We start from the raw sequence: 12,353 nt of genomic DNA, 5'->3' as shown, positions 1-12,353 counted from the left end.
TCGGAGCCCTGGCCCTGCACTACCCCGACCGCATCGGCCCCTACATCAACTAACAAACCACAAGATCACTTACACAAAAATCTTGACAGGCTCCCTCGGCACGCTGATGCTGCACCGCCGGCTCGTGCGCGAGTACGAGATCCGGCCCGCGTCCTCGCAGTCACGCACGTGGTGGGTGAACGACAACCCGCCACCGCGGACCGCGACCTGCCCCACCTGCCGGCAGCCGTTCACCCCGATCCGCCGCCAGACCTACTGCACCCCCGCCTGCCGCCAAGCCGCCTGGCGTGCCCACCACCCCCAGCCCCAGCCGGCCACCACCATCATCGCCCCGGCCACCAGCCGGCGAGCCATCACCGTCTACCCAATGCCCGACCTGCGACACCCGCTACCTCGGCCAACAGTGGTGCCACGACTGCCACACCCCCTGCACCGCCTCGACCTCGGCGGCCCCTGCCCCCACTGCGACGAACCCGTCGCGATCAGCGACATCCTCGAACGACCTCGCTAGCAAGCCGCTACCGAAACCCAATGAAACTATCCCAATCTACCTAAAGTGCATAAGCGCACTTATAGCCCTCTGACATCAACCGTGACCGCTACCCCAGCGAACCACTACGCCCTCCGGCGCATCTGCATCACAGCTCGGTCATTCAACCATGCCCGACACGGAGCTGTACCAATAGCTCGTCCGCGCCAACCTCGGCGGCAAGGGTGGCGGGTCCGATAGCCAATCTGACACCGACAATCTTGCTCATTCGAGTAATTAAGCTGAAGTTTTCCACTCGCTGCCCGATAAGCAGCTTGTAGCCTTCGAATTCCGAGACATCAAAGGCAGTCCGTTTTCCGGAGGCTTCGATGAATTTCCGGTTCTCCGCACTGAGCGGTTCAGCAAACGGATCTACCCACTCGTCGACAGAAATTCGCAGCGACTCACCGTCGGCACCCGATTCAAGGCGGATAGTGAATCCACCGTCGAACGTGAACTCGACTGGCCCTTCGGTCGGGTTGAAGTGTCCCGCCGGTTCGACATAGTTGATACGCCGAATCCGCGCAATCGTGCTGCTCAGGACGTTGTCCAGGTGCTCTTCAAGCATCGCGCCTGCCTCCATCTCTGCGAATCGTCGCCCTATCGACCGCACGCACATGGCATGGGCGTGGCGCCCGCAAACCAGCCGCTTGTGTTTCCGCCAGGGTACAGGCTGACGAAGCTTCCATCGTTCTTCGTTATCAGCAGGTCGTCCCCCTGCCTGTACATAATGAAATCATCCGGTCCGTCTTTACTAATCCGACCCACTCGGACCTCATGTGGCCCATTATGAATGTCTTCGATCCGTTGCCGGTACCAGGCGCGTCCCTCGGCACTCGACGCCTCGAAGCCATAGTCCTTGGAATGGTCACCCCACTTCTTGCCAAACTGACCCTTGTCAATACTGAGGCTCGGTCCGCACCCGTCAGTGTTGTGCACGAGCACGGGTGTGGTGCCGGCGAGCACATAGTACGTGTGGATGTCGGCGACGGTGAGGTTGTACATCAAGTTCGCACCGATCAGCGGCACCACGGCTACCACCGTCGGATCGGCGCCGTCGATGCTCGCCAAACGGTCGTTGACAGCGAGATGGCTTACCTCGACCCACTGGTCGCGGCTCACGTCCCAGAAAGGATGACTCTCAGTCGTGTGTACGGTGTGGTGTCCGCCCTTGGCATCGGCGACGATGAGGTCGGCTAGGTCATGGTCGCGGTGGATCAGTTTCGCGGTGACCGTGCGTTCCGAATGCGCACCTGTTGCTGGATCCTCCGCCTCTACTCGATCTCCGGGCTTCACCTTCTCGATCGGTTTGGTGGTTCCTCCGGCGTTGAGTACTGGAGTGTCTCCGGAGAAGCTGTCTCTGCGTCCGCCGGTGGGCCTCATAACGTCTTTGAGGTCACACTTGTTGGAGAGGATCGCGTAGAGAAGGTTAGTGCCGCCCTCGGCGCTGGCGCCGACGACGACAGGCAGGCTGGAGTCTTTAGATCCTCTTGCCTGCTCTCTGGCCTTCTCTGCTGCGGGGACGTACAGCCCATCAAGGTCATTGGCCGTCTTAGATGTGCAGTATGAGACCCAGTTTTGTTTTCCGTCCTTCTCCAGATCTCGAGGGTCGCAGGCCTCCACCATCGCGCGCAGATATTCGTCGTCGCGGAATGTGGTGATGCCGTACTGCACCTTGAGCCGGGCAAGGGCCTGGTTGTACGCCTTGGCATATCCCTTTAGGTTGACGACGGATTTGTTGTCCAGGCAGAAGAAACCGAGGATGCAGACGTGCTGAGTTCCGTCATCGTTGGTTTCGATGACTGCCGTGCCCTTGAGGGCTGCGATTTCAGCTGCGGCTTGGGCGTCTGCAAGGTGTTGTGTCTGCGTTTTGGTGGTGTTGTGGAACGCCACGTACCCGTCGGGATAGCCGCCGTCCAGCCGATCCTCGGGGCGGGCCATGTGGCTGACGGGCTTCGGCTTCGGTTTGGTTTTCGGCTTGGGTTTGGGTGCCGGCTTGGCGGGGGTGATGCCCAGGGAGCTGTTGTACATGTGCCCGCTGGGTCGGTACGGATGAGCGGGTCGTCGCCGCCGTAGGCGAACGGGTTCGCGGCCGCGCTGTTCGGTGTCGGGTTTACCTGGTAGGTGTCCTTGCTGGTGAATTGGCCGATGCTGGGGTCGTACCAGCGGGCCGCCATGTTGACTTTGCCGGTGCCGCCGTCGGTGTATTCGGATTGGTAGCGGAGGTTGCCGATGGTCGTGCGTGAGCCGAGCACGTTTCCCAGCGGGTCGAAGGTGGCGGTCTGGGTCAGTGTGCTGTCTGTCGCCGAATAGGTGGCCACGACGTCGGCGTGCTGGTCGGTCAGTGCCAGCTTCGCCGACGACCCGGTCCCGGTCGCGGCGCGTAGGCCGAGGGCTCCGCCGGCTGGGTCATGCGAGTAGAGGAAGTCTCCGTCGGCGGCCAGCAGGTTGCCGGTGCCGGAGTACTGCATGGATGTGCTGCCGGTGGTGTTGCCGCGGGTGACCATGCGGCCGGAGGCGTCGTAGGTGTATTGGATCGCGCCGTCAGCGGAGTGCTGCCCGTAGGCGTCACAGGTCAGTGTGGTGGTGCCGTGGCCGGACATGACGCCGGCCGCGGTGTAGGTGTAGCCGACGGTGCCGTCACTCATGAGCTGGTTCCGGGCGTCGTAGGTGAACGTTTTCGCCCCGGCCTGGGTGCGGTTGCCGGCCGCGTCGTAGCCGTAGTTGACGGTGTTGGTGCCGTTGTTCCAGGTCAGCAGCCGGTCGGCCTGGTCGTAGGTGTAGGTGTTGTTGACCGTGCCGCCGAAGCCGATCGTGTTCTTCGAGGTGAGGTTGCTGTTGCGGTCGTAGCCGTAGCTGATCGACGAGACCGTGGCCCCGCCGGGGGTTTTGAGTTGATCGCTGGTGAGCCGGTGCAGGTCGTCGTAGCCGAAGTTCCGGATGTCGCCGGTGCCTTCGTTGATCGACTTGACCTGGTCCATGTTGTTGTAGGAGTACGACAGGGTCGTTCCGGTCAGCGCGTCGTTGACGGTCTTGAGCTGGTCGTTGGTGTCGTAGCCGTAGGTGGTGGTGCCGGAGGCGTCGGCGCGTGAGGTGATGAGGCCGTCGCCGTTGTAGCCCACAGTGGTGGACCCGGCCGAGCCGGTGGCGGTGAGCAGGTCTCCGCGGTCGTTGTAGCTGAATGATTCGCTGGTGGCGTTGGAGATGCCGCTGCCGCTGGTGTTCGATGTGGCAGCGGTCAGGACGCGGCCGTCTTTGTCGTAAGTAAAGCTGCGGTTCGCGGTCGCGGCCGAGGCGCCGGAGCCTTGCTGGCTGGTCAGGTCGCCGACGGTGTCGTAGCCGAAGGTCTGGGTGACCCCGCCCGGCAGCGTCTGGGTGTTCAGCCGGCCGGCTGCGTCGTAGGCGTAGCTGGTGGTGGAGTTCGCCGACAAGCTGTACGCGGTCGTAGAAGGCTCGACCTCGGTGGCCTTAAGGCCCCAGCTGTTGTAGGTGGTGTACCAGTTGTTGCCCCGCCCGTCGGTGTAACGGGTGCGGTTGCCGGCCGGGTCGTAGCCGAAGCTGGTGGTGATCGACGAGGTCGACGTGACCGGCTGGATCTGCTGGGTGAGGGCGCCGGTGCTGTCGTAGGTGAAGGTGCTGGTGTTGCCGTTCGGGTCGGTGCTGGAGACCAGGTTGCCGGCGGCGTCGTACTGGTTCTTCGCATGGGTCAGCACCGCGCCGGTGTGGTCGTAGGTGGTGGCGTCGGTGACCTTCTGGTTGGCGTCGTACAGCAGCTCGGTGCGAGTGCCGTCCGGGTTGGTCGTGGTGGCCGGGTCGCCCAGGAACGAGTACTTGTAGCTGGTGGTGTTGCCGGCCGGATCGGTCGTGGCGATCTTCTGACCGGCCCAGTCGTAGGTGTAGCCGACAGTGGCGCCGTCCGGGCTCGTCACCGAGGCCAGGTTCGCGCCGCCGGGATTGCCGGCCGATGCGGCATACGAGTAGGTCGTGGTCAGCGTCTGCGTGGACGGGTGCCGCTCCAGGGTGGTGCCGGTGACCTGCCGGCCGAGTACGTCGTAGGTGGCCTGGCTTTGCGCCCCGGTGGCGTCGGTGACCGACAGCTGTTCGCCGATCAGGTCATAGGTGTGGTGGGTCAACCCCCCGTCGGGCGCGGTCTCAGTGGCTACGTCACCCAGCTGGTCGTACGTGTACGTCGTGCTGTGGCTCAGCGGGTCCTGCTGCGAGAGCAGCTGGCCTTGCTTGTCGTACGCCCACACTGTCGTGGCCGAGATGGCGGGGGAGGAGCCGGGCGGGGTGTAGTTCGGCAGGGTCTGGGAGACCTTGTTGCCTTCGGCGTCGTAGACGGTGTTGATGATGTTGCCGTCGGGGTCTTCCGAGTGGGTTTGTTCCCCGAAGGTGTCGTAGCCGGCGGTGGCCACCGGCCGTACCTGGATCGCGGCCGTGCCGTACGTTTCGGCGCTCACCGCCGGTGCGACGGTGACGACCAGCTGTCCGGCTTCGTCGTAGGTGTAGTCAGTGGTGTTGCCGTCCGCGTCAGTCACCGACGCCGGCAGGCCGCGGATGTCGCGCGCCCAGCTGGTGGTGTTCTGGCTGGACGAGGCGACTGTGCCGCCAGTCTGCCCGGCGTTGTAGAGCGTGGTGACCTCGGCGGCCGATAGCACCCGGTTGTAGATCTGGACGTTGGAGACCGTGCCGTTGAGCAGATCGCCGGTTTTGTCGCGGCCGATGACGGTGGCGTGGGAGGCGGCGAACGGCGCCGCGTTGGTCGCGGTGCCGGACGGTTGCCCGTTGACGTAGAGCTTGAGCGCGCCCGACGTGGAGTCGTAGGTGCCGACCAGGTGGTACCAGGTCCCGGCGGTCGGAGTCGTGCTGGTGTGCGCCCGGACGGTCGCCGCGCCGGCGGTGTCGGAGGCGGCCTGCGCGAACGCCCATCCGTGGTCGGTGTTGTTGTACTGCAGGGAGAATGCCGACGCGTTGGTGCCGTCCTGTGAGACCACGCCTTCGGTCGCGGCCGGTGCCGCGGTCAGGTTGACCCAGGCGGAGATCGAGTACGGAGCAGTCGTGGTCAGCACCGGCCCGTTCGTGGCGATCTGCTGCCCGGCCGTGCCGGTGAACTTCGCGCCGGTGCCGGTCCAGGTGGCGCTGGTGGCTACGGCTTGGTTGCCGGTGCCGGATGCGTCGGTGACCGCCGTTCCTTGGCTCTGATTCAGCCGGTACCAGCCGTTCGGGTGACCCGTCCCGTCGAGACCGACCGAGGACGAGAGCTCGTTGCCCATCGCATCGTAGGTGTAGGAGGTGGTGCGATCGTTGCCCTGACCGTCGGTCTCGTTGCGGGTGGCGACGCCGTCGTCCGGGCTGTACGCGATCGTAGTGGTGCGGTTGACGCCGGTCGGGTCCAGCACCGTCTTGGTCGGCCGGCTGGCCGCGTCGTAGGTGCTGGTGGTGACGGTCGCGTAGTTGCCGGTGAGTTTGCGGGTCAGGTTCCCGGCCGGGTCGTAGGTGTCGCCCTCGAGCAGGTAGGAGGCGATGACATTGTCGTTGCTGTCGAATCGCTCCCGGGTCTTGCTCGCCACCAGGCCGTTGTCGGTGTAACGGTATTCGGTAGCGTTGTTCATCGCGTCGTATTGCACCCAGAGCCGGCCGGCCTGGTCGTAGACGTTGGTGACCTGCAGCTGGTTGTGCGGGCTGACGGGGTTGGCCGGGTCGCCGGTGTAGTTGCTCAGCGACTGCGTCAGCATCCGGTTGTCGGCGTCGTAGGTGTAGGCGGTGACGTCGCCGTTGGCGCTGGTCTCGGTGGCCACGTTGCCCGACGGGTCGTACGTCTTGCTGGTGACGTTGCCGCGGGCGTCGGTCGTGGTGGCCAACTGGCCGTACTGGTTGTAGGTGTTGCTGACCGTCCGCGAGGCGTCACCGCCGGCTGCGGAGTCGGCGACGGTTTTGCTGGTGACGTTCCCGTCGGGGTCGTAGACGCTGGTGGCGGTGGCGGTGTGCGCGGCGCCGGTAACGCGGTTGGTCACTGTCGGGTCGGTCTCGGAGATCACTTGCCCGAGCCGGTCGTACTGCGCCGTGGTGACCAGGCCGTTCGGCGACGTCGTGGCCGCCGCGCTGCCCGCGTAGCCGGCGCTGTTCAGGGTGACGACCTCGGTTGCCGACAGGGCACGCTGGTAGACCTGCACGTTGGCGATAGATCCGGGGAAGAAGTTACCGCCGCCGCTTGAGCCGATCGTCAGATTTTTCGTACCAGTCCATGTCCCGGTCGCCGTCGTGGTGGCCACCGCCGTGCCGTTGACGTACAGCGTCAGCTTCCTCGTCAATGCGTCATACGTGCCGGCCAGGTGATACCACGTCGACACGGCCGGTGCTGTGGGCGCCGATGCGGTTGCCACGACATAGCCGCCGGTCACGTCGGCGCTGCTGGTCTGAAACTTCCACGACCCGGTGTCGGGCGAATAGGTGAGCTCGGCGGCGGTGTTGTTCGCGCCCTTCTGTGCCAGGACGACCTGGTTGCCGGTGGGGATTTTCGACAGGTTTGCCCAGGCCGACATCGTGAAGCTGGTAGCGGTGTTCAGCACCGGCCCCGCAGTCACGATCTGGCTGGTGGTGCCGTTGAACACCCCGACGCCGCCGGACCACGTCACGTTGCTCGCCGTGGCGCCGTTGCCGACACCGGCCGAGTCGGCGACCGTGGTGCCTGAGGTCTGGTTGAGTTTCCACCAGCCGACCGGGCCACCCGGGTTGACGGTCTTGGTGGTGAGCTGGCCGAGGTTGTCGTAGCCGTACAGGGTGACCAGGCCGTTGGCGTCGGTCGTTGACGCCACGTCGCCGTTGTGGAAGTACGCGCTCCGCGTGGTGGCGCCGCCCGGCGACACTGTCGTCATCGGCAGGCCGGCCGGCACGTTGCCGGAGTCGGCGGCCGGGAACGCGGTGGTGCCATCCGAGTACGTCTGGGTGGTCGTGCGCCCGCTCGGGGAGCCTGGCACCGGCGGTGTGGTCGTGGAGATCCGGTTGCCCGCGGTGTCGTAGGTGTAGGTCGTCGCGTAGGTCGGGTCGGTGGCCGACGCCGAGCGGCCGTCGCGGGCGGAGGTCACCAGGTCGTTGCGTGCGTCGGCCGTGGTCAGGATCGCTGTGGTGTCGTCCGGCCAGTAGGTGTAGTAGTCCGTCGAGCAGGCCTGGTCTTCGCGGTCCTGGCAGGTAGTTTGTGACACGACGTTGCCCCGCACGTCGTGGGCGGTGGTGGTGACGTCGCCGTTGGGGTCGGTCATCGTGTACGGGAAACCCGACGTGTCGTAGCCGTACGTGGTCGTCGCGCCGGTGCCGTCGGTCTGCGAGATCAGCCGATCGCCGTGGTTCGCGTCGTACTTGTACGTCTCGGTCTTCCCGGCCGGGTCTACCATAGTGTTGATCTGCGTTGGCGACGCGTGCGCGGCACCCGCGCCGTACGCCGCATAGTGCGCGGCGACCTGCGCGGCGCTCAACTGCGACCGGTAGAACCCGACCTCGCCGATCGAGCCCTGAAAATAGCCCAGCGTGTTGGTCGGGTGGAACGGCCAGCCGCCGTCGGACTCGCCGGCGCCGATGTAGACGTTGCTGCTGTTCTGGTCGACCAGCGCGCCGGCGAGCGTGGCGACCGCGTTGCCGTCCAGATACAGCGTCTGGGTATTGGTGCCCGCCGCGATCACGGCGTGGTGCCATTTGCCGTCGTTGACCAGCGCCCCCGACGCCATTGCCTTGGTGGCATTGCCCATCCACAACTCGCCGTGCAACCGGCCGTCCGTACCGACGTACAACGCCGGATCCCACGCCCCGGCCTGCGGATTGCTGCTGGTCAGCGGCACGCCCATCTCACCGAACAACACGCCGCCGTCGGTGCTGCCGGCTGGCATGGTGAACCACAACTCGACGCTGTTCGGGCCCGTCTTGACGGCCTCGCTCGCCGGCATCGACACAGACGAGGAGGTGCCGTCGAACGACGCGGCCGTACGGTCGGCGAACGGCCCCGGCACACCCAGCGTGACGTTGTTGTAGCTGCCGTAGCCGAAGTTCGTCTCGGAGTAGGCGCTCGCCGCTCCGGCGTAGTCGCCGAGGCGGTAGTAGCTTGCGACACCGGAGCCCATCACCGCCGACCGGTACACCTCCGACGTGCCCGACACCGTTGGCGCGCCCAGCGTCCAGGAGCCGCCGTTCTCGTCGACGACCTGGGTCACCCGGGCGGTCGCCGGGTCGTACGTCACGGCGGAATGGACCTTGCCGGACGGGAGGGTTACCTTGGTGAGCAGCGACGCCGCGGCCACGCGCAAACCGGCCGCGTTGAGGTGGCCGTTCGCGGTCGCGGCGTAGTAGAGCCCCTTGACATCGGACGCGACCAGCGGCTGGGTATAGAACTGCACGTCGGCGATCGACCCGGTGAAGAACGAGGCATACCCGGTGTTGTCGGTGCTCGAATGGTGCGGCTGGTCCGGCCAGCCGCCACCCCAATACCCGGCACCCACGTATTCGTTAAGCGTGCCGCCGACCACCGGGGCGATCGTTCCTGCCAGAGGGGTACCGACCTGCGCACCGTCCAGATAAAGCGACTGCGTGTCGCCGGCCCCTGACAGCAACGCATAGTGCCACTTGCCGTCGGCGACTGACGCGGGCGTGGCGATCGGCGTGGCTCCCGAGCCGTTCCAGAACTCCGCGTACAGCTTGCCGGAGCTGCCGACGTACATCGCCGGGGTGTAGTTACCCGGGGTGGTAGCGCCCCCGGTGACCGCGGCGGCCTGGTAGGACAGCAGAACTTCCGGGCTGGTGGTCTTGAACCACATCCCGAACGTCTGGAAACTCGCGGTCGCGACCAGATTGCTCGGCAGTTGCAGCGATGACGACGAGCCGTCGAACGACGCCGCAGTCACCGGGCTCGAGGCGGACGGGCCCGGCGCGCCGAGCGTCACGTTGTTGTACGTGGCGGCGTCGTTACCCTCGTTGATCAGCACGGAACTCGCCGCGGTCGGCCCGCTGGTCTCCGACAGGGGCCAGTACGAGTGGGCATCGGCGTCGAGTACCGCGGAGCCGTACTGGGAACCGTCGGCGTAGTTGTATCGGGTCGCGACATCGCTGGCGACGTTGGTGCACCCGGCGTGTTCCGGGTCGCAGACCTCGGTCAGACGATCGCCTGAATAGAAGTACTTCCAGGTCTCCGCCGTCGAGGAGTCACCGGTCTTCGCCGGATCGGTGGTCACCGCCGTGACGTGTGCCGACGTGGTGGAAGTCGCCGTCGACCATGCCAGGTGCAGCGCCCGGCCGGACACCGCCGAAGTGATCGCGGTGACCAGACCGCCGGTCCGGGTGAAAGTCACGGCCCGTGCGCTCGCGTCAGCCACCGAACTGATCCCGTACACGCCGGCGGTCAGCGACGTGCCGAAGGTGTAGACCGTGTCGTTCTTGTCGGTCAGCGTGTACCCGGTCGTCGCGGTCCGCAGGGTGGCGTACCGGCCCGGCGGCGGGGAGAACGTGCCGTCGCTGTTCTTGCCGAACCCGACCTGCGACCCGTCCGGATACGTGACCGTCACCGACGTCACCGCGCCGACGGCGTTTTTCTGCTCCACCGCCTGCGCATCGAACACCGACGACCACGCCGCACCGAACGCACCGGTCGTGCGGGGGTCGCGCGAGTTGTAGTCGCGTACCACGTCCAGCGACGGACCCACGGTGGCGACTTGGGCGTCAGTTTCCTCGAGGGTGTAGTTGCCGGTCGCCTGATCGAAGCCGTGCTCGTTGCCGTCCTGCGACAGCGACGAGGTGATTACCGGCTGGGGCACTGTGGGCGTCAACGCCTGCAACGGCTTCGGCACCGACGCGAGGGTGCCGTCACTGACGGTGACCGTCCAGTAGTAGGTCGTCCCCCACTTCAGCTTCCCTACCGGAACGACATAGTCGCCCTTGGCCAGCGCCCCGGAGTCCACCACGACCGTCCCGGCATCGTTGTAGACCTTGAAGTCGTAAGTGAGCGCGACGGTGCTCGTACTGTCGGACGGCTTGGTCGCGCCGGCCATCAGTTCCGGCGTCAACGTCGGCGCCTCGTACCCGTTCGGCGGATACTGGGTGTTCACCTGCGGCGCGTGGTCGACGTAGGTGATCGACAGGTATGGGCTGACCCCTTGGAAAACGTCGGAGTCGTACTTACGCCAGGTCAGCGCGCCGGTGGCCCCGTACACCGCGAAGCCGTAGTCCGGCTCAACGCCGTATGACCAGTTGTTGAGAAACGTCAGGTCCGTGAGATCAACGAGTTCTCCACGGAGGTTCTCGTTCTCGGCGAGGGCTTGACCCAGTTGCGTTTCAACCTCGCGCAGACGTTCTTTGACGACCTGCAACTTGGTGCGTAGCGACGCGGCGGTCGCCTGCTCTTCTCGCGGACGGGGCGAGGGCGAGCGGCCCGACAAGGGATGGTTCCGGATCGCGTTGCGGAGGGCTGGGTGGGCGTAGAGGTAGCTCGTCGACACGCCGGCGGCGGCAGCGATCGATGCGATGGTGATCGGCTTGTTCTGTTGCTCGAGTCGGATGATGGCGCGCCGGGCGCGGGCCTCGGCGTCAGCGGTTCTCTTCGCAGTTGCGTGGGCGAGACGCTCGATGCGTGCTGTGCGTGTGGGCGCGTGGTCAGGAGGCACTGTCCGGGCCCTCGGGTATCGCAACGCGTCGGTCGAGAGCGGCGAGAACGGGTTCATTGAGCGCCAGGCCGGCCTGGTCGCCTGCGGAGCGCTGGTCGTTGATCAGCAGAATGAGTCGCTTTCGGTGCCCGGCGTGGACGGCTGCGGTTTCGTCGCCACCGGGATCGAAGAATGTGCATTCCAGGCACGGGTTTGGGCGGAAGTCGCAGTTCTTGCCCGTAGGTAGTTGGCAATAGCCGTTGGAGAGGACCGCAGTGAACTTGGCGCGGAGTCGCTCAACGGTCGGGTCGGTGGGCTGCCCCAAGCCGCTTTTGGCGCGGCTCTTTTCCTGCGCCTCGTGAAAGGCCTTGGCCTTCTTCGTCAGCGTGCTTTGCGAGATCTGGGCGTAGTGGCTGGTCATGATCGGCGTGGCGTGACCGAAGAACTCCTGGACCTCGGCTTGGGTCCAGTCATTGTTGAGCAGCGCGGTGCCCACGGTGTGCCGGTAGCGGTGGATCTCTCCGCCGGTGATCTTCTCGCCGGTCATGGTGGAATGGGTGATGCCGTGTTTGGTGAACAGATCCTTGACGGCGTCTCGGAAGCCGCCCGGGGACCAGCCGCGGGCAACGCCGGAGCCGATGTTGGAGCGCGCCGGCGACGGGAAGAGGATTTCGTGGTCTGCAGGGTAGTCCGCGCGAACCTGATCTTGTTGGGCGCGAATGGCGATGGCGAGGTCATCGGGGATGGGGAAGCGCCGCCAGGCGCTGGTCTTGCTCTGCCAGTACTCGATCCAGTGGCCGCCGCTGCCGTTGTGCTTCAGGCAGTCGAACGGGATCGTGACCAGTTCGCCGACGCGCGGGCAGCCCCAGCGCAGCAACAAGGTCATGCAGCGGACGGTCGGCGGGGCCTGCGGGTCGGCGAGGACGAGTTTGTCGACCCGTTCGATGACGTCCTCGGGATAGGGCCGGGGCTGCTTCGCCCGGTCGATCGCGTTCTCGCGGCGGCGGAGATAGACCGGTGTAGGCATTTCGGTCACGACGTTTTCAGCTGTAGCAGTTCGAGGACGCTGGCAACGGTGTTGACCTGCTGCAGTGCCTGTTTCGAGCCGCCGGAGCCTGTCAAGATTTTTGTGTAAGTGATCTTGTGGTTTGTTAGTTGATGTAGGGGCCGATGCGGTCGGGGTAGTGCAGGGCCAGGGCTCCGAG

The 12,353-nt window shown here is 65.6% G+C and carries 3 protein-coding genes and 2 pseudogenes; 1 reads left to right on the top strand and 4 read right to left on the bottom strand.

Annotation, left to right across the window (positions count from 1 at the left end):
- Nucleotides 1-97: 97 nt before the first annotated feature.
- Nucleotides 98-181, top strand: a pseudogene (locus ACIA5C_RS48395) (IS5/IS1182 family transposase); the annotation flags it as partial.
- 472 nt (nt 182-653) lie between these two features.
- Here the strand turns inward: ACIA5C_RS48395 and ACIA5C_RS48390 are convergent.
- From ACIA5C_RS48390 to ACIA5C_RS48375, 4 genes and pseudogenes are all read right to left on the bottom strand, one after another.
- Nucleotides 654-1,112: a hypothetical protein gene (locus tag ACIA5C_RS48390; RefSeq protein WP_396068125.1), complete on the bottom strand. Its 459-nt coding sequence runs from the start codon at nt 1,110-1,112 to the stop codon at nt 654-656.
- Nucleotides 1,113-1,129: 17 nt separating this feature from the next.
- Nucleotides 1,130-2,422, bottom strand: coding sequence for a polymorphic toxin-type HINT domain-containing protein (locus ACIA5C_RS48385; RefSeq protein WP_396068123.1), 1,293 nt, complete (start codon nt 2,420-2,422; stop codon nt 1,130-1,132).
- A 152-nt stretch (nt 2,423-2,574) separates the two neighbouring features.
- Nucleotides 2,575-11,226 (bottom strand): annotated as a pseudogene (locus ACIA5C_RS48380) (DUF6262 family protein); the annotation flags it as partial.
- On the bottom strand, nt 11,159-12,175 hold the full coding sequence (locus tag ACIA5C_RS48375) for a tyrosine-type recombinase/integrase (protein WP_396068127.1): 1,017 nt from the start codon (nt 12,173-12,175) through the stop codon (nt 11,159-11,161). The pseudogene ACIA5C_RS48380 and the gene ACIA5C_RS48375, both read right to left, overlap by 68 nt.
- Nucleotides 12,176-12,353: the final 178 nt, after the last annotated feature.

Source organism: Actinoplanes sp. NPDC051343 (genome assembly GCF_044455125.1).
In the GTDB taxonomy this organism is placed as follows: Bacteria; Actinomycetota; Actinomycetes; order Mycobacteriales; family Micromonosporaceae; genus Actinoplanes.
Note: the sequence above shows the minus strand (reverse complement) of the source record. Positions and strands in the feature narration are given on the sequence as shown.

Bases quoted from the DNA above. Each gene is read 5' to 3' on its own strand.
- ACIA5C_RS48390 (WP_396068125.1), bottom strand. From the start codon at position 1,112: ATGGAGGCAGGCGCGATGCTTGAAGAGCACCTGGACAACGTCCTGAGC.
- ACIA5C_RS48375 (WP_396068127.1), bottom strand. From the start codon at position 12,175: ATGCCTACACCGGTCTATCTCCGCCGCCGCGAGAACGCGATCGACCGG.